Origin of the sequence: Haloferax sp. YSSS75, from assembly GCF_046764215.1 — an archaeon.
Lineage (GTDB): Archaea > Halobacteriota > Halobacteria > Halobacteriales > Haloferacaceae > Haloferax.
Map to the genome: position 1 here is coordinate 59,041 of NZ_CP177206.1, position 26,868 is coordinate 85,908.

Consider the following 26,868-nt stretch of genomic DNA (forward strand, 5'->3'; position numbering starts at 1 on the left):
ACCCCACTCGGCGGATTTCGACGGGGTATTCCGTCTTGTGCTACCGGACGAACTCCCGCCGGCGAACAACTATTTGTTGCCAGAGCGTCAATATCGGGTCGCTATGTCTGAGGACGTAACTGCGCTGTTGAAGCGCGCCTATCAGGACGAAATCGAGACGGTAATGAACTACATGACGAACTCCATCGTCCTCGACGGCGTCCGGGCCGAGGAGATAAAGGAGTCGCTCAAAGCGGACATCCAGGAGGAACTCACCCACGCACAACAACTCGGTGACCGACTGAAGCAACTCGACGAGAAACCACCGGGTTCTGGGACGTTCGAAGCGCGGCAACACGACCTGCAACCCCCGGAAGACAGTACGGACGTGCTGTCGGTCATCAACGGCGTCCTCGCGGCCGAGGAGGGCGCAATCGACACCTACCGCTCGCTCATCGAGGCTGCCCGCGAGGCGAACGACCCGGTCACGGAGGACCTGGCAGTGACGCTCCTCGGCGACGAGGAAGCCCACCGCACCGAGTTCCGCGGGTTCAAGAAAGAGTACCAGCGCGAATAACCGACCGAGAGAGACGACGGTTCCGACTCGGTCGGACACCCGGCCCGTTCGACCCGCTGTTTTTGACAGTATCCACCGTTCCCACGCGAGCGTATCGCCACTGCCAAGTTCGGTTTCCGGTCACTGGAGGTCTGTCCGCTCGAACCAGAGATAGCCGAGGACGAGCGGAATCGCCCCCCAACAGAAGAGGATGGCGAACCCAACCCAGTCGTCCAGGTAGAACGCGGTTCCCTCCGGGTAGAACGTAATCTCTCTGTACTCGGGAATCACTGCCCGTGCGGCGTGCATGAACGCCGTCGATGGATTGAGCATCCCGATGAATTTGAACCAGTCGGGCAACCCGTTTTCGGGAATCTCCTGTCCGTAAATCACCATCTGGAGGACGAACAGAAGGACGTCCCACAGCAAGATGACGAGCGCGTACAGGCCGCCCGCGCCGACGAACGCTCGCTGTCTGGACTGCATCCCCGCCGAGAACCCCGTGGCGAGTGCGACGTAGACGGTCCCGTAGAACACGGTGAGAAGCGTGTATCGGACGAAGATACCGGCGTCGAACGACTCGTACGTCGCGAACGCGATGAGCGCGGCACAGGCGTAACCGACGAGTATCGACACCGTGATGACGCCCGTCCGTCCGACGAACTTCCCGAACACGACTGCTGCACGGGAGTTCGGAAGGCCTAACAGGAGTCGAAGACTCCCGCTCTCGCGCTCACCGACGACGGTGTCGTAGGCCACTATCAGACTGATGAGTGGCACCATGAACACCGTCGGTTGACGCATGCTGTTCAACAGTGCGAGTGTGCTCGTCTCGACAGGGCTACTCTGGTACATGACGGGTATCCACTGTATCGACGCGAGGCCGACGGCGAAGACGACGAATATCGCCGTGGTGAACTGCAACCAAAACGAGCGGACGGAGTCGCGGAAGTCCTTTCTGACGACGGCGGGGAAGCCCATAGAGGACGCACGAACTGGTTAGATAATTGACTTTTGGTGGGGCTGGCACCGACCCGTGGATACCGCTCTCGTCTCTCGGTCTGTCCCGAACCATCAAACAGAAGACACTTGCCGTCACTTTTCGAGGTGGTGAGTATGCCCGGTTCGACTTTTCTCGCTGGCGACGAGGTGACGCTCCGAACCGTCGAGCGCGAGCATCTCGACTTCCTGCAGACGCACCGAAACGACCCCGAAATCAGGCGCTGGATGCCGCGAGCACTCCCCCAGAACCGCGAGCAACTCGAATCGGAGTTCGAGGGCTACATCTCCGACGACAGCGGTGTCAACCTCGTCGTGTCCGTCGATGGTGACCCAATCGGATTCGTCTCACTGTTCGACCTGCAACACGACTCCGGGCGGGCACGAATCGCGGCGTGGTTCGCGCCCGACGAACAGGGGAAGGGGTACGGAACCGAAGCGGCCGAACTTCTCGTCGACTACGCGTTCGACGAGCGACGACTCCACAAACTCGTCGCGGGCGCGTTGGCGACGAACGACCCGTCGCGCGGACTCCTCGAATCGCTCGGGTTCGAGCAGGAAGGCCGGCAACGCGACCACTACTTCGTTCGCGGCGAGTACGTCGACAGGGTCGTCTACGGACTGCTCGAAACGGACTGGAAAAATGCGACGTGACCTGCGGCGCGAGGTGGGTCAGTCGGCGGACGCGGGCGTCGTCTCCGACCCAACCGCGCCTGCCTTCGTGTCGAGCGCTTCGACGATGAGTTCCGAGATATCCACGATGTCGATATCGTCTTCGTAGTCGCCGGTCTTCCGTCCGTCTTCGTACATCGTCCCACACATCGGGCAGGCGACGACGAAGCGTTCCACCGAGTTGCCGGCCTCGGTGTCTTCGAGCGCCTCACGCAGGCGTTCTTCGGAGGGTTTCGACTCTTCTTCCTGGTCTAACCAGAGGCCACCGCCGCCGCCGCCGCAACAGAAGGATTCGTCGCGGTTGCGCGGCATCTCGGCGAGCGAGACGCCCGTCGCACGGATGACTTCGCGGGGTGCCTCGTACTCGCCGTTGTACCGGCCGAGGTGACACGGGTCGTGGTAGGTGACGGTCTGTGCGGAGAGTTCGGTCCCCGAGAGGCCGAGACGGCCCTCGGTGACGAGTTCTTCGACGAGTTGCGTGTAGTGGAACACCGGGGAGTCGAAGGAGTCGTCCATCTCCGGATACTCGTTTTTGAACGTGTTGTACGAGTGGGGGTCCGTACAGACGATTTTCTCGAAGTCGCAGTCGTCCATCGCGGCGACGTTGTCCTCGACGAGCATCTCGAAGAGGCCCTCTTCGCCGACGCGGCGCACGTCGTTGCCGTCGTGCTGTTCGTCCTCGTAGAGGATGCCGTAGGAGACGCCCGCCTCCTCGAAGATGCGGGCCATCGAGCGAGCGACGTTGCGATTGCGTTCGTCGTAGGACGGGTAGTCACCGACGTACCAGAGGAACTCGACGGACTCCTCGCGGGCGTCGGGCACCTCGAAGTCGAGTTCGTCGGTCCACTCTGGGCGCTTACGCTGTGGGTCACCGAACGCGTTGCCGTTCGAGAAGATGTTCATCATGGCCTCCTGGACGGGTTCTTGCTGTTGGCCCGTCTCGGTGAGGCGGCGGTTCATCTCGGTGAAGTGCGTCAGGTGTTCGATTTCGACCGGACAGGCATCCATGCAGGCCATACATGCCATACACGACTCCATCGACTCGCTGGCGATGACGGAGGTGCCGCCGTCGGCGACGATGTCGATAGATTCGCCGCCGTCGGCAATCGAATCGCGGTAGGTCTTCAGGTCTAAGATGACGTCACGCGGGTCGAGGTTGCGACCGGACGCTTTCGCCGGACAGGCGTCCGAACAGCGGCCACACTTCGTACAGGCGTCGAAGTCGAGCATCGCCTTCCACGAGAAGTCGTCTTCAGAGACGTAGCCAATCTCCTCGGGAGAGGCGTCTGCGGGCACCTTCGGGAGGCGTTTGCCGGCCTTCTCGTCGGCGGTGACGATGTTGGCGAAGGAGGTGAGCATGTGGAGCGGTTTGGCGTACGGGACGGCGGCGACGAACGCCAGCGCGAGCAGTGCGTGGGACCACCAGCCGAACCAGTAGAGCGTCTGGGCGAGGCCCTGACCCATGCCGGCGGTGTCGAAGACGATGGCCACGAAGTAGCCGACGAAGCTCACCGTCTCGAACTCGGGGAACTCGGTGCCGACGATGCGGATTCCTTCGAGGACGTACCCGCCGACGCCGAGCAGGAAGAGCGTCCAGACGAACGCGTCGTCTTCGAAACTCGTGTGTTTGCCCCACAGACGCGGGTGGCGGACACCGTAGCGCCGCCAAATCGCCATGCCGACGCCGACGACGAACGCGAGGCCCATGAAGTCCATCACGAAGGAGTACGAGAGGTAGAAGTCGCCGACGAAGAAGGACTCCTGCGAGAGGAGCTTCGTCCAGATGTCCATGTCGATAGCGAGAATCGTGGTCCCGATGAGGAGCGTCAGGAAGCCCCACATGATGAGTCCGTGCATCACGCCGGCGTACCGGTCGCGTTTGAACTGGTTCTCGTTGGTGAAGACGACTCTCGTCGCGCGAACTATCCGGTTCGGGAGGTCGGATAGTCGGTCGAACGGGTCGGGTTCACCGAGTGCGTAGCGCACGAATCGGTCGTACACCCCGTACAGAAAGACGAGGGACGCGATACCGGCGAGGCCGTAAAAGAGGGCCTCACCCACCGGGCTGATAGTCCAGAAGGTCTCCCGAGTGACCTCCGCCTGCGCCGCAAATACCATAATCAATCACCGGAGAACCAGATGTTAAATCTTACCACTGTCGTCTAGTTTGCAGGTCCGGTGTCTGCGTTCAATCCCCGTCTCGACGCGCAACACTCCACTTTCGGTGAGTTGTGTCGATTCGCTAGACGGCGACGCTGACCAACAGGCCCACGGCGACTGCGAGGGCAGGCACGTCACGCCGCGTGAACTGGAGGGTAGGAAGCGTCGGGTTCCACGCGAAACACCGCGCTCGGAGGGCGAGCGCGAGCGAATCTGCGCGGCCGAACGCTCGGCGGAGGCCACCCGCCGCGACGAGCGAGAGTCGTTCGTCGAGTCGTCGCTCACTCCCGAGGCGTGCCGCCTGTGCCTCTCGGACGCGACGTAGGTCACGGCGGACGAGCGGGAGAAATCGGAAGACGAGGGCGACACTCATCCCGAGGACGACGCCGAGACGCCCCGGAACGAGTCGCTGAATCGCCGCCCGCGAGTCGCGGACGGGCGTCGTCCTGACGTAGGCGGCGGCGACGAGGAAGACGAGCAGAATCCGAATACTCGCGAGGGCGGGGTCGACGGCCGCCGCGGGGTCGAACCACGGTGCACCGAGACGGACTGCTTCGACCACAGGTGCGACGACGAGAAACGGCACGGCGTAGCGGAGCGAGTGGAGCGCCGAAAGCGGGGACGTCTCCGCCGCGACGAGACTGAGTGCGGCGACGACACCGAGGGCGGTCAAACCGACCGGCGTGGTGTGGGCGAGTCCGGCCGCCGCGAACGCAATCTGGACGGCGAGTTTCGCTCGTGGGTCGAGACGGTGGGCGAACGAGTCGCCGGGTTCGTACGTCAACACGATGGGGGTGGGCGGATGCCGAGGTCGGCGAGACGGTCTGTGGCCGCGTCGGGTGTGTCGTCGAGGGCGACGCGCCCGTCCGACAGAACGACGACCCGGTCTGCGAGTTCCGTCACGTCCCGCAGGTCGTGAGTGACGACGACGAGACTCGTCCCCGACGCGCGGAGTTCTCGAAGACGGGCGAGCACGGACTGTCGCGAGGGTTCGTCGAGGCCGGTGAAGGGTTCGTCCAAGACGAGGTGGTCGGGGTCCATCGCGAGTGCGCCGGCGATAGCGAGGCGTTCGACTTCGCCGCCCGAGAGCGCGTCGACGCGTTCGTCGCGTCGCCCGTCGAGGTTGACGGCGGCGAGCGACTCGCGGACGCGGGTGTCGATTTCGTCGTGTGAGAGGCCGAGGTTCTCCGGGCCGAAGGCGACGTCTGCACCGACGGTTGCCGCGACGAGTTGGTCTTCGGGGTGTTGGAACACCATCGCCACGGCGGTTCGCGCGGCGACGAGGTTCTCGGCCACGTCGATGCCATTGACTGCGACTGACCCCTCGTCGGGTTCGAGGAGGCCGTTGAAGTGGCGGACGAGCGTCGTCTTGCCCGACCCGTTCGCCCCCGCGAGGACGACACACTCGCCGTCGTCGATAGTGAGGTCGATTCCATCGACTGCGGCGCTGTCGCCGTATCGGTGGACGAGGCCACGAGTCTCAATCATGAGTTGGTGGTGGGTGTCCGGTTACTCGGCGGCGATGGCGTCCGAGCGGACGATGCCGACGGCGGCGGCTATCTTGAACGCCTCGGCGGGGATGAACGCCGCGGCGGCGGTCCAGAAGGCGGCGACGAGGCCGACGTTCTGGACGTACGCGAAGCCAATCACGCCGAGGGCGTAGATGACGGCGGTGCCGACGACCATCGCCCCGACGAGGCGGACGGTGCCGACGCGGTAGTCACCGAGTTCGACGCCCCCGTGGACGATGGCCCCGACGACGGCGGCGGCGATGGGGTACGACCAGAGGTAGCCTGCAGTCGGGCCGACGAGCGCACCCACACCGGCAGACCCACCGGCGAAGACGGGCGCACCGGCAGCGCCGGCGACGAGATACAAGAGCATCGAGGCGCCGCCCCAGACGGGGCCGAGGAAGATACCTGCGAGGAAGACGACGAGCACCTGTAGCGTCACCGGAATCGGTGAAATCGGGTTGGGGAACGAGACGTACGCACCGGCACCCATGAGCGCCGCAAAGAGGGCCGCACGGGCGACGTTGCCGACGAGTTCGTCGCCGACGAGTTCGACAGACTCGTGTTCAGTTGCCATGCACGTCGCTGTCTCGTAAACCCAATTGAAGGTATCGGTTTACGAGTTCTCTCGGCGGGTCGTCCCGGGGGCGTCCAGCGGTCTGGACCGAGTTGTTGGCCGCCGACGACACGTCGAGGTGGTCGAATCCGTCCGTTCGCCTCAGCATCATTAAAGGCGCTGGCGGTGCCATCTCTCCCACATGGACGAAAAGACCGCCGAACTCCGCGATATCTTCATCGAGACGACTGGGTCCGAAACCGTCACCGAACGGCAAGCCGAGTCGCGTGGGTCACTCGCCGACGTCGAGGACCCGGCAGAGGTCCGCGCCCGCGTGTTGGACCTCGTGACGACGATGCGAGAGCGCTACGAGTTCGGGACGGACCTCTCCGACGACACGCTCGTGAACCTCGTCGTCGGATACTTCGACGGCGAGCGAGACGAGGAACTCGCCGTCGAACTCGACGTGGCCCCCGAGGTGGTTCGCACTGCCCGATTCGACTTACATCTCGTCCGTGATTCTGACCGCGAGGCGCCGTTCGATATGGACCGCCTCGACAAACTCCTCGTCGAGGGCGCAGACGACGAGACGATTGCGGGGAAACTCGACGTGCCCGTCGACGTCGTCGCCCAGTTCCGCCCCGTCGCCGAGGCGGATATCCGTTCGTCGCGGGCGAACTACCGCTTCCGCGACGACTTCGCGGAACTCCTCACCGACGACGACCTGTCCCAGCGGATGGCGGAAGACGCCCGAAACGATGGGCTTCGGGAGGCGACGGAGGACATCGAGACGGACGTGTCGCTGTAACGTTTCGACCCGCCCGCGTCGACGTGAAACGAGACTGACCCGTCCGAACGACGAAGGTTCTTAACCGATAGGGGTCATACTCACCTGCGATGGCGCAGGCCCCGCAGAACCAGGAACTCACAGAGCGGTTCATCCAGTTCTACCGCAACTACTATCGAGAGGATATCGGGAAACTGGCACAGCAGTACCCCAAGGAGAAACGGTCGCTGTACATCGACTACGACGACCTGTACACGTTCGACGCGGAACTCGCGGACGACTACATCACGAAACCCGGCCAGTATCAGGAGTACGCCGAAGAGGCGCTTCGTCTGTTCGACTTGCCCGCCGACGTCAAACTCGGACAGGCGCACGTCAGGATGCAGAACCTGCCGGATTCGGTCGATATCCGGAACATCCGGGTCAACGACGACCACATCGGGACGCTCATCTCGGTTCAGGGTATCGTCCGGAAGGCGACGGACGTGCGCCCGAAGATTACCGAGGCGGCGTTCGAGTGCCAGCGCTGTGGGACGATGAGTTACATCCCGCAGGGCGACGGCGGCTTTCAGGAACCACACGAGTGTCAGGGATGTGAGCGTCAGGGGCCGTTCCACATCGACTTCGACCAGTCGAACTTCGTCGATTCGCAGAAACTACGCGTCCAAGAATCCCCCGAAGGCCTGCGCGGGGGCGAGACGCCACAGAACATCGACATCAACCTCTCGGACGACGTGACCGGCAAAGTCACCGCCGGCGACCACGTCACCGCCGTCGGCATCCTCCACATCGAACAGCAGTCGTCGGGCAACGAGAAGACGCCCATCTTCGACTACTACATGGAGGGCATCTCGCTCACCATCGAGGACGAAGAGTTCGAGGACATGGACATCTCCGAAGAGGACGTCGCCGAAATCATCGAACTCTCGAACTCGCCGAACATCTACGAGCGGATGGTCGACTCCGTCGCGCCCGCCATCTACGGGTACGAACAGGAGAAACTCGCCATGATTCTCCAGTTGTTCTCGGGCGTCACGAAACACCTGCCCGACGGGTCGCGGATTCGCGGTGACCTGCACATGCTGCTGATAGGGGACCCGGGTACCGGGAAGTCAGCGATGCTCCAGTACATCCGAAATATCGCGCCCCGTTCGGTCTACACGTCGGGGAAGGGTTCGTCCTCGGCCGGTTTGACCGCCGCCGCCGTCCGCGACGACTTCGGTGACGGTCAGCAGTGGACGCTCGAAGCGGGTGCGCTCGTCCTCGCGGACAAGGGTATCGCCGCGGTGGACGAACTCGACAAGATGCGCCCGGAAGACCGCTCTGCGATGCACGAGGGCCTCGAACAACAGCAGATTTCGGTCTCCAAGGCGGGCATCAACGCGACGCTCAAGTCGCGGTGTTCGCTCCTCGGCGCGGCCAACCCGAAATACGGCCGCTTCGACCAGTACGAACCCATCGGCGAGCAAATCGACCTCGAACCCGCGCTCATCTCCCGATTCGACCTCATCTTCACGGTCACGGACAACCCGGACCCCGAGTCCGACTCCGAACTCGCCGAACACATCCTCAAGTCCAACTACGCCGGTGAGTTGAACACCCAGCGAACACACGTCGCCAACTCCGAATTCACCGAAGAGCAGGTGAACGCAGTCACCGACGAAGTCGCGCCCGACATCGACGCCCAACTCCTCCGCAAGTACATCGCCTACTCCAAGCGAACCTGCTATCCCACGATGACCGAGGAGGCGAAGAACGTCATCCGCGACTTCTACGTGGACTTCCGCGCTCGCGGTGCCGACGAAGACGCGCCCGTGCCCGTGACGGCCCGGAAACTGGAGGCACTCGTCCGCCTCTCGGAGGCGTCCGCGCGTGTTCGTCTCTCGGACAAAGTGACGCAAGAAGACGCCGAACGCGTCACCAACATCGTCGAGTCGTGTCTCCGTGACATCGGGATGGACCCCGAGACGGGCGAATTCGACGCCGACATCGTCGAAACCGGTCGCTCGAAGACCCAGCGTGACCGCATCAAGAACCTGCTCGAACTCATCCGCACGATGCAAGACGAGTACGAGGAGGGCGCACCGCACGAAGAAGTCGTCGAGCGTTCCAACGCCGAGTTGAACATGGACGAGGGGACGGTCATCGACCAACTGGAGAAACTGAAGATGAAAGGCGACATCTACGAACCGCGCGGCGACGTGTATCGGGCGACGTAGCGTCCCGCTTCAGGAGAGCAGCGCCTCGAAAACCTTTCTCTCGGCGGCCCGGAGATGCTGGTGGAACGTCGCCGGACTGATACCGAGTGAGTCGGCGACGTCTTCACCCGAACTGGTGCGCGGCCACTCGAAGAATCCGGCGTGGAAACACGCTTCGATAGTGGACCGCTGTCGGTCGGTCAACTTCTCCGTGAGGACGTCTCTCAGTTGCGGATTCGGCCGTTTGACCTGCCGCCGACTCACCATCTCGGTTTCGGGGTACTCGGATTCGACCAGTTCGATAATCTTGCGCACGTCCGCGCCGGGCGGCAGGTAGAACCCGAGGTGGACCGTCCCATCCTCGATTCTCGCCTCGCTTATCTCGCCGCCCTGCCCTGCGACGGCGGAGGCGACTGGCGGTTCCGAGTGTTGGACTTCGAAGGTGTTGGTTCCGTCGTCGGAGTTTCGGAGCGTCAGTTTCTCCCAGTCTGGCGTCGCCTCGAAAATCGCTTCGAGGGCGTCGACGGCGTCGTCGGTGACGGTTCCGAAGGAGGTGAACGTGCCGTCACTGATTTCGACAATCTCGTCGATGGAGATGGTCCCGTCCATCTCCAACGGGATGCCGAGCGACGCCGAGAAATCGTCTATTCTGAACTGGATTTCGATGACCTCCTCACTCATGAGCGCGCGTTTGCGCTCGATACTGGCGATGGCGTGGCCGATAATCGCACCGAGGTGGTCGATTGTCGCCTGCTCGTCGCCTTCGAACGCGTCCGGTCGGTCCGTCGAAATCATCAACACACCGAGCACCGTCTCCTCGTGGACGATTGGGATGGCGACGGACGACTGCACGTTCATCGCTGCGAGGATGTCATCGAAACCCCGGTCTGTCTCGCCGTCTGCTGTCGTCTCGTAGTCGACGTCGTCGATTCCGCGTCTGTACTGCACCGTTTGCGTTCGCAGTGCTTCGGCGACGAGCGTCCCGAACGCAAATCCGGTGTCCGCCTCCGCGTCGAGTGAGAGTTCGATACCCTCGATGGAGTCACGGCCAGACGTCGCCTTGACTCGGACGGTGTCGAGCGACCGGTCGAGTTCGCCAATCCACGCGAACTGGTAGGTTTCGGCGTCGGCGAGACGGTCACAGACGACCGATTCGACTTCTTCTCGCGTCGATTGAGCGATGACCGCGTCGGTGACCTGTCTGATGACCCCGTTCAGGTCGTTGAGCGCGGCGAGTTGTTCGCGTTGCCGTTCGAGTTCGGCCTCGTACCGGCGTCGCTCCGTCGTATCACGGACGACACCGACAGACCCGACGAACGAGTCGTCCGCATCGTCGCCGTCGTCGGACGACGGCAAGTGGGTGAACTTACTCTCTGCGAAGAAGTGACTCCCGTCGGCGCGTTCGATTTTCGCCTCCAGCGTCGCGTACCGTTCGTCGTCGCCCATCAACCGTCTGCGGGCGACGGCCTCTCGTGCAGTCTCCTCCCCGACGACGAGCGAGGCGTGTTCACCGAGCAACTCCGACCGGTCGTACCCCATCATCTCCTGAAAGGACTCGTTGACCATGACGAAGTGAGAGTCTTCGTCGAGGACGTACACCCCGTCGTCGATGGTTTCGACGATGGTTTCGTACTGTTCGAGTTCTCGGTTTCGCTCGCGCCGTTCAGTGACGTCGCGGAGATACACCGACAGTCCGTGTTCAGAGGGATAGATGGTGGCCGTGAGCCATCGCCCTTCGTCGTCGAGGTAGCTCTCACACGTCACCGGGTCACCCGTCGCGAGCACGTGTTCGAATCCGTCTCGGAACTCCGCCAGACGCTCCGGTTCCGTGCTGTTCCAGAGCGTCTCACCGTAGAGTTCTGCCGCCTCCCGTTCGAGTAACGTCGCTGCACGCTCGTTGACGTAGACACAGTGTAACTCCTCGTCGACGGCGAGGAACCCGTCGTCGATGCGTTCGAAGACGTCGTCGAGTTCCCGTTCGAGTTCGTCTCGTTGTTTCGCGAGTCGCTGTCGGTTCCTGTACTGTCTCGTGATGTCCTGTGTGACCTTCACGTACCCGCGTATCTCGCCGCCTTCGGTGATTGCGGTCAGCGTGACTTTGGCTCTGAACCGCGACCCGTCTTTGCGGATACGCCAGCCTTCGTCTTTGGTGGTCCCCTCTCGGGCGGCGTCCGCGAGGTTGCGTTCCGGGACGCCCGCTCGCGTTGCGGCAGTCGGGTAGAAAATCGAGAAATGTTCGCCGACGATTTCCGCTGCGTCGTACCCCTTGATACGTTCGGCCCCCCGATTCCACGTCACGACTCGCCCGTCGGTGTCGAGCGCGAAGATTGCGTACTCCGACACCTCCTCGACGAGTGAGTTGAACTGCGCCTCTCTCGCGGTGTCCGTGGTTCCCACTCCGTCACTCGTCACTTCGAAGGCGTCTGCCGACGCCTGCTGCGGGACACGCCACCAGATACGGCCACGGGCACCCACCTTCTTGGTCGCGAGCAGACCATCGTCGACGAGTCGCTGGAGTCGGTTGTACACTGTGCGACGGGTACAGTCCAGGTGCTCGGTGACTTCCTGTGTCGTCAGCGGTTCGCCAGTTCCACTCGTCTCCTCGAATACCGCGAGTGTCTCGTCTTCCCAACCACCCTGTCGACCGGCCATTGTGGTTGTCATTGTCTATCGCAGTGTATAGCGCTTCCGTTGACGGAACCTCCACGACTGCGACTTGACTCTCGGTGACGACTGCTCGACGCAGTCGTGCGATGTCGAGCATCGACGCGTCGCCGTTCTCGTCGGGTCGGCGGTGGTGGGTGTCGAATCGTCCACGTGCACAGTGTGAGATTCTGGGTCTGTTCCGCTCACGAAGGCGGCCACTCTGGGGTAGTGAGTCGAACCGTCGCCCCTCCTGAGCGACTCGAACCTAACAGGTTTGGAGCTTTGGCTATCCTCGTTCGGTGATTACGACGAACTACCCATGAGCACCAGTTTCCGACCGTCCGACTTCCACCCGCTCGCGCTGGAGATGTGTTCGTGTTCGTCGGCGACGATTCGCGCCCTCGATTCGTCAGTTCGCCGCCGAGCGCTCGCGTTGTTACTGGAACGGGGGACGGCCGGACTCGACGTCCTCTCGTCCGAACTCACTCGCGATTCCGAGCACTCACAGGCTGACGGCCACGTCGACGAGGAAAAAGCGATGGCCGCGTCGCTCTATCACACGCACGTTCCGAAACTCGAGGCTGCCGGACTCGTGTCGGTGAACCGTGACGGTGACGTCCTCACACTCCACCTGCACCGCGACATCTACGGTGGGCCACTGACCCCACAGCTACTCCGCTCCGTCGACCAAGAGGTGTGGAGCGCAGTCGCGGCCGTCCACCGAGACGAGCGGCGAGGAGCGGTGCTCGCCCTGCTCGCGGAATCGGAGACGACGCTGACGGTGTCGTCGCTCGCGTCGAGACTCTTCGAGTCACAGGGGCAGGCGTCCGGTCGAACCGTGGGCGAGGGCACCGAGACGAGAACAGAAATCGAGACGACACTGCACCACGTCCACCTGCCGGTACTCGCCCAGGCGGGATTCGTCGAGTACGACACCACCAGCGGTGAGGTGACCGACAGAGGTGACCAACTCTTCGAACTCGCCGACTTCGTCGATACACTCCCGCCTCGCATGCAGATTGAACTGTGACTCGCTCGGGAGGAGACGAAACGGCGTCTCCGGTCCGACGAAAGACGCAGCTCACAATCTAGACTTTCTCTCGCCGGCGATTCTCATCTCGCCAGTAACGCTATCCCGTTACAACGTCAATTATATCACATGAACCGTCGAGCATATCTATCGGCCGCGGGTCTCGTCTTGTTCGCTGGATGTTCGACGTCGGAGACGACGGAGACGCCCGCCCCGACGACGACAGAAGCGACGACCACCGAGACACCCACGGAGACGACGACAGCAGCACCGACGACCACCGAGACGCCCACAGAGACGACGACTGAGGAACCGGAGACGGAGACGACCGAAGAACCCGACAGAGTCGACCGAATCCTGAACCTCGCGGTGGCGGACCTCACCGACGCCGTGACGGTGTTCGAGGACGCGGCAGGTCCGGACGGTGGGTTCCACGACGTGAACACGGCGACGAGATTGGATTTCGACACCGTGGCGGAACCGCTGTATCTCGCACGGGGTCACTTCAACACGCTCGGCCAACTCGAAAAGACGCAGGAACAGGAGTCGCAACTCACCGCGCTCCAAGGCGTCTACTGGTTCCTCTGGTGGACCGCGAAGACCTACGAGAATCTGGGTTCGGTGCGTATCCGCACGAACAACGCAGTCACGCGGTTCTACGACGGAGAGTACTACCGAATCGAATCGGCAGTCGAACAGATTTCTGACGCACTCGAGTCGGCAGAGAACACGTTCGAGCGCATCCTCGACGAGTCGAACCCCGAACAGATGGACGCCTTCGACGTGCTCTCACCCGACGACTACACGCGGAAGGTCGACGACTTGGAGACCGAACTCGCACAGTTCGACCGGTTTGGCAGTCTCCTCGTCTCGATGCGGAGCGCCACCGAACGATTGCAACGCGGGTTCGACGAGTACCTCGACGAGAACTACGAAGACGCGATGGGGTCGTTCTTCCGCGCATCACTGGCGTTCGAAGACGTCAGCGAGGCGCTGGCCGAACTCGACCCAATCGAGTCGCTCGAAACCTACGTCGCCGACTTCGCGTGCCTCTCCGACGCCCTCGCAGTCGGCAGTGACGCGATGGACGAAGCGGCGACGGCGGGTGACAGAGATATCCCAGAGAAGCAACCGGAGTTAGAAGACGAGGCGCAAACGGCCTTCGAATCCTGCGAACTGACCGCGGAACGGGTTCCAATGGTCCCCGCGTTCTTCGAGGCACTTCCGGACGAACGGTCCTAAACACCTGCACGGCCCCTCCCCCATCTTCGTCGGCGACGGCGAATGCTGACGCTCACAGTCGTTCCGAACCGAGGCACTTAGTTAGCGGTACGGTGACGAGATAGACGACCGAATGGACCGAATCTCCGCCCTCCGAAACATCGAAGACGCACTCCGGGAGTTCGAGGCAGGAGAATCAGACCTCGCCAACACGGAACGACGTGTCGTGACCGTCCTCCGGACGTTCGCAACCGAGTTCGAGACAGATACCGGCGACGAGACACTCGACGCGTGGAAGGCCGTCGGTGACGACAGCGCAGAGGGAATCGTCGTCCTCGCTGCGTCCGAAGCAGAGGCACGGACGCGAGTGGAGGACCTGCTCAGCGACGCGGTCAGCGACGATGCCGACGTCGCCTTCTCGGTCGAACGGGTCTAGTTCGTCGCGACGCGGTCGAACGATTTTTCTCCCGACTCCGTGACCGAGTGTCCGTGCTGTTGGTCGTAACCTACTCGCAGGCGGCGCGGACGACGCTCCGAAACATCTGTCGCACCCACGAGGAGACTGTCGTCCGCCGTCTCGGGCGTGCCGCGCTGTTCGAAGCGACGGAGTTGGGTGCCTTCCTCGCGCTTCGCCTCCGCGAGAAACACGACGGGGACGTCCAAATCGAACAGACGACGCCGTTCAACGAGTTCGCCGCCGCACCCGAGGCGGTTCGCGCCGCCGCCGAAGCGTACGAGTCCCGCGAATCGTCTGCGACGCCCTACAGCAAGTTCGCCGCTGGGACTGACCACCCATCCGCCGCGGAGATGCGTGACCGCGAGTTATGAACGTCCACCTGCCGTCTGGCGTCGTCCATTCGGGCCGCGCCATCGACCTCTCGGAGACGAACATCGCCCCCGAGCGCGTCGTCGCGTCGATTCGAGACACCGACTCGTCCGCAGACTCGCTTCGAATCGAGTGTCCCGAACCGGGGCCGGGACACGAACTCCTCGCTCGTCTCCCTGTCTCGAACGTCTCGACACCGCGCCTCTTGACGGCAGTCGGTCGCTCACGCGGACTGTCGACACCCGTCGACGGCGAAATCGGCCGACTCACCGAACGACTCGCGGACCACACGGTGCCCGACGACCACTCGGCGAAACTTCGTGCGGTGCGCCGTCGACTCGCCGACGCGGGCGACGACGAAGCGCGACTCAGAGAACGCACGGCGACGCTCCGTGGTCGGTTGGCCGCCCACCGAGAGGCAGGCGACGCGGAGGCTATCGACGCGACGCGCTCGGAACTCGTGGACGTCGCGACGAAACTTTCCGAAGTCGAAACCGAACGCATCGCGGCCGAAGAGCGACTCGACGCACTCGAACGCGAGGCGACTCGCGTCCGCGACACCCGAGACGAGCGCCTCCGACTCACCGACGCGCTGGCGAACCGACGCCGTGAGGCCAGAACGCACTTCGCCGACGAACTCGCGGCCGAATTCGCCGAGGCGAAACGCGAACTCGCCGAGATGTCCCCGGCCGCGACTCCTCCGGACGCCACTCCTCCGGACGCCGTCGTCGCTTCGCTCGCCACCGTCCGACTCGCCGACCTTCGCGCACCGGTCGTCTCGACCTGTCGGTTCTTCCCGGACGCCGAGACGGCCGTTCGCTCCCTCGACACGCCCGTCGTTAGGATGTGACCCGCAAGTGAGCGTCGAGTCCCTCGTCGGTCCGGGCGTGACGTGTGCTCCGGCGGGCGACGATTTATATACGAATAGGCGGCCACCCCCGCCATGCACTCTGATGTCGACGTCACCGTCGCGGCGGACGTGGCACTCGTCTCCGTCACGCTCGACAACACAGACCCGGTGGCACAGCGCGTGCGCGTCCGAAATCGACTCGGCGGCCCAGTCCTCCCACCGCGCCGCGCTGGCGTTCCCGAACCCGGATGGGACGACGAGGGATTCGAGGGCGTCGTCCCGGCCGAATCGACGATTGCACTCGGCTACGCCTGTCCGACAGATGACGCCTCGGAACTGCCGTCGGACGTCCACGACGACGACGCCGTCGAACTCGACGTTCTCGGACGGGACGCCGACAGCGACGCTACACCCGCCTCGCCGACAGACGCGATTCGACAACTCGGCCCGGCACGCCCGCCTGCCGACGCGGTGCCCGCAGTCGACTCGGTAGGCGATGTCCGGCCGACTGACGCGACTCCCGAACGGCGAGACGTGGGTCGAACAGCCGAACTCGTGAGGCAGTCCGAAGCACGCACCGACGAGGCCGAAACGGACACGAAGCTCCCAGACGCGGACCGTTCTCCCGACACTCGTGACTCGGTCGCTCCGCCGTCCGAACCGACGGACGAAGCGGTTGCGATGGCGATTTCGGCGACCGACGGCCCGACAGACGAGGTGGCCGACACACCGACCGACGAGTCGGTGTCCACCCCACCGTCGGGTTCTGCTCACTCGTCGTTCCTCGCCGCCTGTGAACGCCGAATCGAACTCGCAGAGCGACTCGACGGTGCATCTGTTCGAACGGCAGCAGTCGCACTCGAAGACGCGGACGCGACGGTCGAATCGCTCGAATCGCTCGCTGCCGACCGTGAACGACTCCGTCGAATCGCGGCGCGGGCGACCGAACTCGCAGACAGAGCGGCCGACGCCGACCCGAACGTCGACGCCCTGCGGGGTCTCGCGTGATTCTCGCCGTCGTCTCCGGTAAGGGCGGCGTGGGAAAGTCGACTGTCTCGTTCGAACTCGGTGCCGAGATGGGTGCAGTCGTCGTCGACGCTGACCTCGGGATGGCGAACCTGCCGTACGCACCGGGTCCGGACTTACACGACGTCCTCGCCGGGCGTGCCGACCCGGTCGAGGCGGTCCGAGACGGCGACCCGGTCACGCTCCTCCCGTGCGGGCGGACGCTCGCCGGCGCACGCGCTGCCGACGTCCGCCGACTCGCGGAGACGCTTCGTGTCGTCGAGGCCACCTACGGCGACGTCGTCGTCGATTGCCCGGCAGGAATGCGCGCCGACGCGGGCGTCCCACTCGCCGTCGCCGACGCCTGCCTCGTCGTCGCGTCGCCGAAGCAGTACGCCCTCGCCGATGCGGTTCGGACGCGCGAACTCGCCCGCGAACTCGACTGTGGACTCGTCGCTGTCGCGGTCAATCGCGTGATAGACGACCCACCGCTGGACGCCTTCGCGGACGTGTTGGGTGCGCCCGCGACGGCGATTCCCGCCGACCCTCGACTCGGCGCGTCTCTCGAACGGTTCGACCCAGTCGTCGCGTCGGCACCGAATCGTCTGGCCAGTGCGCGGATACGTGACCTCGCGTCGGCGGTGCGGGTCTGTCGCTCCTGATGGAGTGACGCCTCTCGAAACGGACGGCAGAACGGTCGAACACAGGTAGAACAGGTCGTCAGCGAATCGTCACGTCGACTCGGGCGAAGCCACCAATCACTCGCGAAGCGCGACGTAGGTCTTGCGGAGCGTCACGGGCGTCACGTCGGCCACGTCGGACGCCGCGGACTGCGTGCAGTCGGCGCCGTGGTCACGTGCCGCGGTGTAGAGACACGCCGCGGCGACACCACACGGGTTTTTCCCGGCGACGAGGCCGTCGTCCCGTGCTTCGGCGACGTACTCGCGCGCACGCCGTTCGACGGTGCTGTCGAGGCCGAGTTTCGTGGCGAACCGCGGGAGGTACTCCGTCGGGTCGGCCGGTGCGACGGGGAGGCCGAGGTCACGGTTGAGTGCGCCGTAGGCGGCTTGATGCTCTGCTTCGGTCGCCTTCGAGACGGCGCAGACTTCTTCGACACTGCGGGAGATACCGGCGACTCGACAGGCGGCGTAGACACAGGCGGCGGCGAACCCTTCGAGTGAACGTCCACGGAGCAGGTCTTCGTTCTGTGCCGAATCGAAGAGCGAACACGCCTGGTCGCGGATGTGGTTCGGGAGCGAGAGCGCGCTGGTCAGGCGACGGATTTCGGTGAAGGCGTACACCTGATTCCGCTCACGCTTGGTGGAGATGCGAGCGCGGTTGTGCTGACGGCGGAGGCGTGCGAACTGCCGGCGCTTGCGACCTTTGATACGCGTCGAGCGGCCGATTTCGGTCGAGAGGCCACGGTCGTGACGCGAGCGAGTGAGTGGCGCGCCCGTCCGGGCGGGGTTGCGGTCGTCGTCCGAGAACGACCGCCACTCTGGTCCGTGGTCGATGCGGTACTCCGAGACGACCAGTCCGCAGTCCGAACAGACCGTCTCGTCTGCTTCGACGCCGAGGTGTCCATCGCATTCGGGGCAACCCTGAGTGGAACGTGCCTTACTCATCACAATTGAAAATCGGGTCCGAATGGGTATTTAAACACGGGACGAATCCGGGTTTTGACCCCTGATTCGGCCGCCCGTACGTATCGGTTACCGGTACGTTCGAGTATCAAATATGATATTGTATGGCAATACTTTTCTCCGGAACGGCGAGAGTTGCGTGCGATGGGGCTGTCGGAAATCGCGGCCGAGTTGGAGACGACGACCACCGAACAGCGAACGCGCTGTGTACCGACTGTCGACGACACCGGTGTTTCACTCCGTGAGCGTTTCGAGACGCACGCAGACGCGCTTCCATGTGCGCCTGCAGAGGCGGAGCAGGTTGTCGAAGCACACGGGTCGGGGACGTCTATCGGTGCGAGCGCACGCGAGGCAGGTGTCGCTCCGGTCACGGCCGCGAAACTCTTGCATTGTTGTGGTGAAGCGGGCGTCAACCCCCTTACCCCCGAAGCGCGACGAATCGTCCGCGATTGGATAGACGGACACGTCTCGCGCACTGACGCCCTCACGTTGACACAGGCGACGGCGTCGGAGTTCGCTCTCGCGACGTACATCGAGACGCACGACCCCATCGACCCCCTCGCCGAAGCAGTCGAGGGTGCGCTGACAGACCGTTCTGACGCGGCTGTCGCAAAGCGCGACTCGCTGGCCGAGACCATGAGTTCGGTCGGCGACTTGCAGTTCTAACACGGGATAGTGCCTCCCCACCCTCCCGTTTCTCACAGACCGCCGAGCCACTCGGCTCTCGATTCGGAGCGAACGAGAAGGCCGGCGTGTCACGACTTTCAGGTTGGTCGTCAGCAGACGACTCGCGTCCGCCGCTCGTTCAGCGACTGATACCCGAGAGGATGCCGTCAGACTCGGTGAGCGCCGACAGGTCGACGTCGAGAAGGTCAGACGCGACGTTGGCGACGCCAGCGGCGAGTTCGGTGTCGTCCCGGCAGGTCGGACTAGCAGTCGGGCGTTTCGTCTCACTCTCGGGGACGGCGACGTCGGCGTCGGGGAGCGACCCGAACGTGGAGACGACGGTGTCGACGTCGATACCCACGTCGGCAGCACGGGCGGTCAGTCGCCCGACAGCGTCTGCCCCACGGTCGGTCGCAGGTGCGACGAGCGCCACTCGGTCACAGGCCGTCGCCGCTGCGACGGTCGGATTCGACGCGAGGAGTGGTGCGTCCACGAGGACGACGTCGAACTCGCGAGCGGCCTCTTCGATGCGCCCCTCGAACGCCTGTGCGGCGTCTGCCGTCATCGCTCGCGCGAGTCGTTCGAACGGTGCGGCGGCGGGACAGACCGCCACGCGGCCGTCCGTCGACCCTTCTAGTTCGACGAGTCCTGCGGCGAGCGACTCGTCTGCCTCGTCGGTCACGAGCGCGGTTACGTCGGAGTCGAGCGTCCCAGACGTGTAGTCCGAGAGCCCCTGCGTGGCGAACGCCGCGTCGAGGACGGCCACGTCGTGGCCACCCGTCGCGAGTGCCGTCGCGAGTTCGACTGTGAGTCGCGTCGTGCCTGCACCGCCGGTGGTGCCGACGAGCGCCGCAGTAGTGGGAACTGACATACGGCGAGTGGCTACCTTTTGGGATTAATACCTTCGGTCAGTCTATCGATTTTGAGATTACCAGCACACTGACGACGACGAAAACCAGTCGGTTCGACTATGCGACTCTCCCGGGTCGCTCAGGACTGTGAAATTGCCGCTTCGATGTCACTCATCTCTTCGTCCGAGAGGTCGGGGATGTCGCCCGCGACGGCGTGGATGGGACTGCCGCCGTCGTCTTCGAACCGCGGGACGATGTGGACGTGGACGTGTTCGACTTCCTGGCCGGCGGCGGGGCCGTTGTTGATGCCGACGTTCGACGCGTCGGCGTCGACGGCGTCTTCGACGCGCGGGACGAGTTCGTCGACAGTGCGGAAGAGGTCCGCCGAAATCTCGTCCGACAAGTCGTCGAGGCGGGCGTAGTGGTCCTTCGGGACGACGAGTGTGTGGCCCGGTGCGAGGGGGTTCACGTCGAGGAACGCCAGCGAGTGTTCCGTCTCGTGGACGATTCGGCCGGGGATGTCGCCTGCTGCGATGGCGCAGAAGATGCAGTCGGGCATGGATTGTACGTCGATTGGTGAGGAAAAGAAAGTTCGGACCGGTTCGCCGTGGCTAGTCGTGTTGGTGTCTGTGGTTGCTGAGGTTCGATACGACGGGTCCTCGACCCTCCTCGGCACTGTAGAACTCCTCCACCTCTGACACGTTGTCAGGACTGTGCTGAATAGCGGGCGCGAGTCGAGCAGTTGCATGTACTACATCCTTCCCATAAATCTGATATTTCAACAGGACTGGAAAATGCTGTTTGAACATCACATTTAATAGTGTGTGTGTGTGTAACTCACACAATGCCGGAGTGCCTCTGACAACAAACACCGGCGTCTTGCCTAACCGAACTGCCCCCTCGGTTTAGGACATGGTGGTGGGGGATTCCCTCACCTTTTGTATAAATACCCAGATGGTGGATAATCGAAATAGGGTAGTCGGAATTTCAAAGTCGCAACTGTACTCCCATCGAGAATGGTGCCGTGAGAAATCTGGTGTGACAACCCAATTGACGCCCCAATTGATGACGTACTCTTCGAGGCCATGCTGGACTCAGCCTCTGAATCGGTCACGTAGGTAGTGACAGAGTCTGAGCTACTACTGAATACAGAGCGCGAATCGAACATGCGGATAACCCCTATTGCAGCGGTTGAATCGCTACGTCCTGGAGAACGACCGGCCGTTCAGTGGAGCTTACCCGGAGACTCCGCTGAGACTGGTCATCGGAGTAGCTCCGGCGACGATAGCACCGGTTGCGAGAAGTGCGGCAGACAGAACAACAAAGTCTCCGGTTGGTGAGTAGCCGGCCAAACCAGCCCCTACTTGCACGATAAAAACAGTCACGAAGAAACTGAGGATGGCAAAGGCTAGCATAACAATTCCCGCGACGATACTATTCGCTAACGCACCGAACGAATCAAGAAATCCCATTAAGTAAGTAACCTCTCTTGACCTGAGGGGTACCACGCGTAAACCAGTTGGGTGTTGGCCGCATCGGAGTACTCCTCTGGATGGGCACTACGCATTGCAATCTACTGTCTGCTTCATCACGGAGGGCGATATGAACGACCACAGTTTGCTGCATACACCCGCTGTCTGTGTCACTCTATTCCTGTCACGGTTCGAGGTGTTCGATAGAACTACTCCCTCGAAAGCCCCCTTTCAGTCCCATCCTGTGGACTGGTTAGAGTCGCTCCCGGTGGAGTGCCGTGCATCCTCGCCCTCGGCCATCAAAACAGGAGTTGCAGTCTGAGTGTTCCCCAGACGATGTGCCACCAGAGGTAGTAGACGAGGCGGAACGCGTACATCGTGAGGAAGTCGTATCGCGTGAACAGGTACAGTTGCACCACGTTGATGACGAAGACGTTCGCGGCGACGTACGCCGTCGCCCAGCGCGGAATCGCACTCGGGAACCCCAACTGGAGTTGGAAGAGTGGTTCGAGCAGGGCGACGACGAGAATCACCCCCCAGACCAGTTCGGGTCGCTCGGCACCGTCGCCCAGCGAGGACACCACGACGAAGGCGACTGCGAGCGGAAGGAGATGAAAGAGTACCTCGACGACGACGGCTATCGTCGGATAAAACAGGAGGGAGAGCGGGACGGCGACGTTGATATCTTCGGGGAGGACGGCCACCGAATCGACCAGTGCCATCCCCACAGCGAGGAGTGTCGGCGGACCCACGACGAGGAGCGCTCGCCGGCGGACGTCACCCGGTTCGAACACGACGAACCAGCCTCGGGTGAGGAAGAACGACACGACGACGCCGCCGAGGGCGACGATGCCGAGCATCACGGCCACCGGCGGGAGTTCACCGAAGTACGGGGCGAACACCTGCGGACTGAGGCGTGTCAGTAGTCCGGTGAACACAATCACGACGCCCGAGAGGAGTCCGAACAGAAGGTATTGTCGTCGCGTCTCGGTCTGCTGTTCGCTGCGTCGGTTCATGTGGGTCGGTTATCCGTTCGGGTTCTCGTGGTCGTCCATCGCGACGCTCAGTTCTCCGCCTCGTGGGCCTGTTGGTCGTCTCCATCGGACTGGAAGCGCGTTCGGACGCCCGAGAAGAGTCGTTTCACGCCGCCGCCGACGGCGTCGACCACCTTCATCAGTGGACGGACGGCGAGTTCGACAATCAGGTCCACGAGGAGGTCACCGAGCATTGTCTCGACTCGACAGTGACGCGACTGGCTGATTAGTGTTGCTTCACTGACTTACGGGAGGAGGCCTGCCAAGTCCTCGTAATACGTCTCCAACTCGTATCCCAGACGCGACAGCCACACGTCGCGGTACGCCGGATGCAACAACGGAACGACCGTATAGCCGAATCGCTCGCTCTCGACGGGTTCGAGGACGGTATCGAGAAAGCCATCGAGCGAGACATCGTCCAGCGAGAAGACGCTCTCGGTGGCGTGGCGGCCCGTCGGTATCACGACGTCGGGCTGAATCGTCTCGAGTTCGGTGACGAGGTGGTCGAGACAGTTGGCCTTCTCTTCGGCGCTGGGTGCGCGGTTCGACCCCTCGCCGTCCGAGGGGAAGCATTTCACGGCGTTCGTGTAGAACACGTCGGATTCGTAGCCGACGGTGGCCATCGTCTCGCGGATACGTCGCCCGGAGTGCTGTGCGGTGTAGGACATCCCGGTCCAGTTGCCGCCCTGCCAGCGCTCCGCGTCGGGGTTGCCAGCGCCGGGTGCCTCACCCACGACCATCACCGTCGCGTCGGCGGGGCCAACACCCCACGAGATACGGTTTCGGCACTCGACGAGCGCCGGACAGCGGGTGCAGTCGGGTTCTGTGACGAGTACGTCGGCGGCGTCAGGGAACTGTGGGTCGGCCATCTACTCCGTCAGGGGGAGCACGATGCCGAAGATGATGGGCGAAAAGAGGACGAGCGCGATGCCAATCCACTCGGCGTCGAAGAAGAGCGTTCGCTCCCACCCGGGAAGCTGTCCGCCGTGCATCGCCAGTGCGACTTTCGCGCCGATAGCGCCGAACAGGAAGAGTGCGAGTCCGAGTCCAAGCCCACCTTTCGCCAGACGTGGGTAATCGAGATTTCCGTAACGTCCCATATCACTCCGAGATAGGGGAGCAAACAAAATCGTTGCGAGAGAGTGTGTGGTCTGCTAGCGTTCGAGAACCGGGGCGACCACGGGGGCGACGGAGACGGCGCTCACTTCGCGTTCGATGGTGTCGGTGCCGACGATGCGTTCGATGCCGGCGCGGCAGAGTTTCGTCCGGGCGTTGCGGGCGAGCAGTGGGTGAACCGTCGCACAGAAGACGCGGTTCGCTCCGCCGGCGGTGAGTACGGCGACTGCTTTGCTCATCGTCGTCCCGGTGGCGATGATGTCGTCGGTGATGACCACGTCACGGCCTTCGAAGTCCGTCTCGCTCGGCGTGATTTCGACGTCGGTTCCGGACTTGCGCACCTTCTCGAAGTAGTCCGTCTCGCCGTCGCCGTAGGCGTCGCGGACGGTTTCGGCGATGTCGATAGCGCCGTCGTCCGGCGAGAGGAACAGCGGGTCGTGGAGGTCGGAGAGCGGTTCGGCCAGTTGGCCGGCGGCGTCGACGATGTCGACGGGGGCGTCGAAGAAGTCCGCGACGGCGTCTTCGTGGGGGTTGACCAGAACGACACGGTCGGTGGTCGTACTCACGGCGCGGGCGACGGCGCGGGCCGAGATGGGGTGGCCGACTTCGAACGCCTTGTCCTGTCGGGCGTAGCCCATGTAGGGGATGACCGTCGTGACGTCCTCTGCGCCCGCTTCGCGGACGGCGTCCTGCAGTTGGAGGAGTTCGATGTAGGCGTCGTTACTGGCGGTGCTGGCGACGATGGTGGCGGTGTCGGCGTCGAAACCAGGGACCGCTGCGAGTGTCTCCCCGTCCGGGAAGCGGTCGTACTCGACGGCCGCGAGTGACTCGCCGAGCTCTGAGGCGAGGGCGGCCGCGAGTGCCTGTGAAGATGCGCCGGGTACGAGCATACACGTCCGTCTCTCGTGAGGGGTAAAACCGCTTTTCGTTGGTGTCGGCTACGTCGCGTGTCAGCGTGTCGCGTCAGAGACGTGTGTCGGGCCTGTCGCGGTGCTCGGGATGTGCCAGAACGCGGCGACGTTACTGTACTGCCTCGTCGATGGCCCTGACGAACTCGTCGGGGTGTTGTGACCCGACGAGAACTGCCCGCCCGTTCGTCCGTTCGAGCCAGACCCCCCGATTGCCACTGACGTTGTACGCGAGCTTCCCGGGTGTCCAGCGGATTCCCCACCCGCCGAAGTCGCGAAGTGGCCTGTACTGTTTCGACTCGTATCGCTCGATTTCTGCATACGGAATCCGACGGAACGACCAGTGGAGCGGCCACATTTTGAGATAGATGCCATCGGCTCTCACTTCGGTCTGGAGCCGAAGACTGTAGACGAGTCCAGCGACTGCACCGACGACGGCCAGACCACCCCACGAGATGGGTGCTGCAAAGAGCATGAGAAGCGCGATTCCTCCGAGGAGTCCCCAGAGCCACGGTTGCCGAAACCGCTGTACTTCACGAAATTCTGGGTCCTCGTTCATGAGTGAGTCGTTCGGAATTGTCGCTACTGGGTAAAGGCTCCTCTGGGAACCGGGAGGCGAGTCGTATCAGCCACGCGCACGAAGTTCAGCACACCTGCCGGAAGCACACCTGCCGGAAGCCCTCACACGCTGCAGAGTCCGGAAGCGCCGTCGATGTCTGATGTTATCGCACCGCGACACCCACCGCGTCCAACCCGAGCACCTGCGTCCGCCAGTCGTCCTTCACCGTCCGAACACAGAACGTCCCCGCGTCGGTGACGGCGTAGGCCGCCCGGGCGTCGTGGGCGACGCCGACGACTGTCTCGTCCATCGGAATCGGGTCGGCGACCCACTCCTCAGCTTCGAGCGAGACGAGGCCATCCGGGCCGACGGCGTGGGCGCGGCCGTCGGGCATCGACGCGACGACAGTGGTCGTGCCTTCGAGTGCGTCCATCCAGCCGTTTCCGAGCCAATAGAGTCCGGAGTCCGTCGCGGCGAAGAGCGTCCCGTCGTCACTGCCGAGACGACCAGCGGGGTCGGACACGTCGTTCACGTCGTCGAGGCCGACGTGGGTCAGGCCACTGTCGCCGATGCGGTAGACGCCGTCTGCGGCGGCGACGAGACTCCCGTCGAGGGCGCGAACGTCCTCGACACTCCCGAGTTCCTCCCACCCGTCTTCGCCGTAGCGAGCGATGCGCCCCGATTCGTCGGCGGCGACGACGCGATTGCGGTGAAAGCCGACTGTCGTCGCCGGGCCGAAGTCGAGTTCGTGGTACGCGTCGTCGTGGACCAACAGCACGTCCTCGTCGGTGGCGACGGCGACTTCGCCCGGCGACCCGACGATGTCCCGTGGGGTACAGCGATGGTCGATGCGGAATCCGCCCACGAGGTCATCGGAGACGTCGACGCTGACGACGCCCATTTCGGCGGCGACGTACACCGTCTGCTTGCCAGACTTGTCCGCGTACACCCGTTTTTCGTCGATAGAGAGGTCGAAATCAGCCATCCGTTGGTCCGGGGTTAGAGGGGGGATTCGGAAAGCGTTGTGGTCGTTCTCAGTGGTGGGTATCCCAACTCTCCCGTGACTAACGCTGTCCAGTCGCCCTGCTCCCGAGTCAGGATGCAGTGAAGAGAGGAAGACCCGCGTGGTGTGATTGCTTACGCCAGTTCGATGGCGACGTTCGTTGGCGTCGGATTGTCGATGTTGTCGCCGACGGGACAGCGCTCTTCGACCTCTGCGGCTAACGCTTCTAACGCTTCCTCGTCGGCGTCCGATTCGACTTCGATTCGCACGTCGATTTCCTGATAGCCCGCCCGGGGGGTTTCGTCGATGCCCAGGAACTTCCGTGGGTCGAGGTCGCCTTCGACCTCTATCGTGACGCCTTCGAGGTCGATTCCGTGTTCTTCGCCGACGGTGTGCACCACGACGTTGAGACAGCCGGCCCACGCTCCAATGAGATATTCGACGGGGTTCGGTCCGTCGTTCGTCCCTCCCAGCGCCGATGGTTCGTCGACGACGAACTCGAAGTCACGCGCCTCGACGACTGTCTTCGTCTCGCTCTCACTCTCGGCCGATACTGCGAACCGTTCTACGTGTTCTGCCTTGCTCATTGAGTCGTTCGACGGGACGTCACGCCATCAAGC

Annotated in this window: 30 protein-coding genes; 12 read left to right on the forward strand and 18 right to left on the reverse strand. The window is 63.3% G+C overall.

The genetic code is table 11. From position 1 onward, the window contains the following. Positions 1-103 precede the first annotated feature (103 nt). Positions 104-556: a ferritin-like domain-containing protein gene (locus tag ACK3R5_RS00355; protein WP_411967697.1), complete on the forward strand. Its 453-nt coding sequence runs from the start codon at positions 104-106 to the stop codon at positions 554-556. Between the two features lie 120 nt (positions 557-676). Here the strand turns inward: ACK3R5_RS00355 and ACK3R5_RS00360 are convergent, their stop codons facing one another. Further along, complete coding sequence (locus ACK3R5_RS00360; RefSeq protein WP_411967698.1) at positions 677-1,516, reverse strand: ABC transporter permease subunit; 840 nt, start codon at positions 1,514-1,516, stop codon at positions 677-679. Positions 1,517-1,651: 135 nt separating this feature from the next. On the opposite strand from ACK3R5_RS00360, the gene ACK3R5_RS00365 reads away from it, so the two are divergent. After that, positions 1,652-2,188, forward strand: a complete 537-nt coding sequence (locus ACK3R5_RS00365) for a GNAT family N-acetyltransferase (RefSeq protein ID WP_411965113.1) — start codon at positions 1,652-1,654, stop codon at positions 2,186-2,188. A gap of 18 nt (positions 2,189-2,206) precedes the next feature. Here ACK3R5_RS00365 and ACK3R5_RS00370 read toward each other — a convergent pair whose 3' ends face one another. The 4 genes from ACK3R5_RS00370 to ACK3R5_RS00385 form a co-directional block, all read right to left on the reverse strand. Further along, positions 2,207-4,324, reverse strand: coding sequence for a (Fe-S)-binding protein (locus ACK3R5_RS00370; protein ID WP_411967699.1), 2,118 nt, complete (start codon positions 4,322-4,324; stop codon positions 2,207-2,209). Between the two features lie 124 nt (positions 4,325-4,448). Then, a complete protein-coding gene (locus ACK3R5_RS00375; RefSeq protein ID WP_411967700.1) occupies positions 4,449-5,153 on the reverse strand; it encodes an energy-coupling factor transporter transmembrane component T family protein in 705 nt (234 codons plus the stop codon). Beyond that, complete coding sequence (locus tag ACK3R5_RS00380) at positions 5,147-5,854, reverse strand: energy-coupling factor ABC transporter ATP-binding protein (RefSeq protein WP_411967701.1); 708 nt, start codon at positions 5,852-5,854, stop codon at positions 5,147-5,149. The genes ACK3R5_RS00375 and ACK3R5_RS00380 overlap by 7 nt, the downstream gene beginning before the upstream one ends. Before the next feature lie 21 nt (positions 5,855-5,875). Further along, a complete protein-coding gene (locus ACK3R5_RS00385) occupies positions 5,876-6,454 on the reverse strand; it encodes a biotin transporter BioY (protein WP_411967702.1) in 579 nt (192 codons plus the stop codon). Positions 6,455-6,635: 181 nt separating this feature from the next. On the opposite strand from ACK3R5_RS00385, the gene ACK3R5_RS00390 reads away from it, so the two are divergent. Both ACK3R5_RS00390 and ACK3R5_RS00395 read left to right on the forward strand, forming a co-directional pair. Next, complete coding sequence (locus tag ACK3R5_RS00390) at positions 6,636-7,241, forward strand: conditioned medium-induced protein 4 (protein WP_411967703.1); 606 nt, start codon at positions 6,636-6,638, stop codon at positions 7,239-7,241. Between the two features lie 89 nt (positions 7,242-7,330). Next, the gene (locus tag ACK3R5_RS00395; protein WP_411965119.1) at positions 7,331-9,439 is read left to right on the forward strand and encodes a minichromosome maintenance protein MCM; all 2,109 of its coding nucleotides are present in this window, start codon (positions 7,331-7,333) and stop codon (positions 9,437-9,439) included. Positions 9,440-9,448: 9 nt separating this feature from the next. On the opposite strand, the gene ACK3R5_RS00400 is transcribed toward ACK3R5_RS00395, so the two are convergent. Continuing rightward, the gene (locus ACK3R5_RS00400) at positions 9,449-12,070 is read right to left on the reverse strand and encodes a PAS domain S-box protein (RefSeq protein WP_411967704.1); all 2,622 of its coding nucleotides are present in this window, start codon (positions 12,068-12,070) and stop codon (positions 9,449-9,451) included. Positions 12,071-12,383: 313 nt separating this feature from the next. On the opposite strand from ACK3R5_RS00400, the gene ACK3R5_RS00405 reads away from it, so the two are divergent. The 7 genes from ACK3R5_RS00405 to ACK3R5_RS00435 all read left to right on the forward strand — a co-directional run bounded on the left by ACK3R5_RS00405 (position 12,384) and on the right by ACK3R5_RS00435 (position 17,658). After that, the gene (locus ACK3R5_RS00405) at positions 12,384-13,094 is read left to right on the forward strand and encodes a hypothetical protein (RefSeq protein ID WP_411967705.1); all 711 of its coding nucleotides are present in this window, start codon (positions 12,384-12,386) and stop codon (positions 13,092-13,094) included. A gap of 129 nt (positions 13,095-13,223) precedes the next feature. Continuing rightward, positions 13,224-14,336: a hypothetical protein gene (locus ACK3R5_RS00410; RefSeq protein WP_411967706.1), complete on the forward strand. Its 1,113-nt coding sequence runs from the start codon at positions 13,224-13,226 to the stop codon at positions 14,334-14,336. Between the two features lie 112 nt (positions 14,337-14,448). Continuing rightward, entirely contained in the window at positions 14,449-14,751 is a 303-nt protein-coding gene (locus ACK3R5_RS00415) for a hypothetical protein (RefSeq protein ID WP_411967707.1), read from the forward strand. A gap of 53 nt (positions 14,752-14,804) precedes the next feature. Beyond that, on the forward strand, positions 14,805-15,143 hold the full coding sequence (locus tag ACK3R5_RS00420) for a hypothetical protein (RefSeq protein ID WP_411967708.1): 339 nt from the start codon (positions 14,805-14,807) through the stop codon (positions 15,141-15,143). Further along, positions 15,140-15,991, forward strand: coding sequence for a hypothetical protein (locus ACK3R5_RS00425; RefSeq protein ID WP_411967709.1), 852 nt, complete (start codon positions 15,140-15,142; stop codon positions 15,989-15,991). The genes ACK3R5_RS00420 and ACK3R5_RS00425 overlap by 4 nt, the downstream gene beginning before the upstream one ends. Positions 15,992-16,084: 93 nt before the next feature. After that, entirely contained in the window at positions 16,085-16,999 is a 915-nt protein-coding gene (locus tag ACK3R5_RS00430) for a hypothetical protein (protein WP_411967710.1), read from the forward strand. Further along, on the forward strand, positions 16,996-17,658 hold the full coding sequence (locus tag ACK3R5_RS00435; protein ID WP_411967711.1) for a chromosome partitioning protein ParA: 663 nt from the start codon (positions 16,996-16,998) through the stop codon (positions 17,656-17,658). The genes ACK3R5_RS00430 and ACK3R5_RS00435 overlap by 4 nt, the downstream gene beginning before the upstream one ends. 96 nt (positions 17,659-17,754) lie before the next feature. Here ACK3R5_RS00435 and ACK3R5_RS00440 read toward each other — a convergent pair whose 3' ends face one another. Further along, positions 17,755-18,621, reverse strand: a complete 867-nt coding sequence (locus ACK3R5_RS00440) for a transcription initiation factor IIB (RefSeq protein WP_411967712.1) — start codon at positions 18,619-18,621, stop codon at positions 17,755-17,757. 162 nt (positions 18,622-18,783) lie between these two features. Between ACK3R5_RS00440 and ACK3R5_RS00445 the strand changes: the two genes are divergently transcribed. Beyond that, positions 18,784-19,305, forward strand: a complete 522-nt coding sequence (locus ACK3R5_RS00445; protein WP_411967713.1) for a hypothetical protein — start codon at positions 18,784-18,786, stop codon at positions 19,303-19,305. A 139-nt stretch (positions 19,306-19,444) separates the two neighbouring features. Here ACK3R5_RS00445 and ACK3R5_RS00450 read toward each other — a convergent pair whose 3' ends face one another. From ACK3R5_RS00450 to ACK3R5_RS00500, 11 genes are all read right to left on the reverse strand, one after another. Further along, a complete protein-coding gene (locus ACK3R5_RS00450; protein ID WP_411967714.1) occupies positions 19,445-20,176 on the reverse strand; it encodes a ParA family protein in 732 nt (243 codons plus the stop codon). A gap of 119 nt (positions 20,177-20,295) precedes the next feature. Further along, entirely contained in the window at positions 20,296-20,715 is a 420-nt protein-coding gene (locus tag ACK3R5_RS00455; RefSeq protein WP_411967715.1) for an HIT family protein, read from the reverse strand. Between the two features lie 676 nt (positions 20,716-21,391). Further along, a complete protein-coding gene (locus tag ACK3R5_RS00460) occupies positions 21,392-21,628 on the reverse strand; it encodes a hypothetical protein (RefSeq protein ID WP_411965767.1) in 237 nt (78 codons plus the stop codon). 299 nt (positions 21,629-21,927) lie between these two features. Then, complete coding sequence (locus ACK3R5_RS00465; RefSeq protein ID WP_411967716.1) at positions 21,928-22,644, reverse strand: hypothetical protein; 717 nt, start codon at positions 22,642-22,644, stop codon at positions 21,928-21,930. A 47-nt stretch (positions 22,645-22,691) separates the two neighbouring features. Then, positions 22,692-22,856: a hypothetical protein gene (locus tag ACK3R5_RS00470; RefSeq protein WP_411967717.1), complete on the reverse strand. Its 165-nt coding sequence runs from the start codon at positions 22,854-22,856 to the stop codon at positions 22,692-22,694. A 51-nt stretch (positions 22,857-22,907) separates the two neighbouring features. Continuing rightward, entirely contained in the window at positions 22,908-23,531 is a 624-nt protein-coding gene (locus tag ACK3R5_RS00475; RefSeq protein WP_411967718.1) for a uracil-DNA glycosylase, read from the reverse strand. Beyond that, a complete protein-coding gene (locus ACK3R5_RS00480) occupies positions 23,532-23,762 on the reverse strand; it encodes a hypothetical protein (RefSeq protein WP_151161763.1) in 231 nt (76 codons plus the stop codon). It abuts the gene before it with no gap. 54 nt (positions 23,763-23,816) lie between these two features. Continuing rightward, positions 23,817-24,668 (reverse strand): ribose-phosphate diphosphokinase, encoded by an 852-nt coding sequence (locus tag ACK3R5_RS00485; protein WP_411967719.1) that lies wholly within the window; start codon positions 24,666-24,668, stop codon positions 23,817-23,819. Between the two features lie 130 nt (positions 24,669-24,798). Next, a complete protein-coding gene (locus ACK3R5_RS00490; protein WP_411967720.1) occupies positions 24,799-25,245 on the reverse strand; it encodes a DUF6141 family protein in 447 nt (148 codons plus the stop codon). A 163-nt stretch (positions 25,246-25,408) separates the two neighbouring features. Continuing rightward, positions 25,409-26,230, reverse strand: coding sequence for a hypothetical protein (locus ACK3R5_RS00495; RefSeq protein WP_411967721.1), 822 nt, complete (start codon positions 26,228-26,230; stop codon positions 25,409-25,411). Positions 26,231-26,382: 152 nt separating this feature from the next. Continuing rightward, positions 26,383-26,835 (reverse strand): OsmC family protein, encoded by a 453-nt coding sequence (locus ACK3R5_RS00500; protein ID WP_411967722.1) that lies wholly within the window; start codon positions 26,833-26,835, stop codon positions 26,383-26,385. Positions 26,836-26,868: the final 33 nt, after the last annotated feature.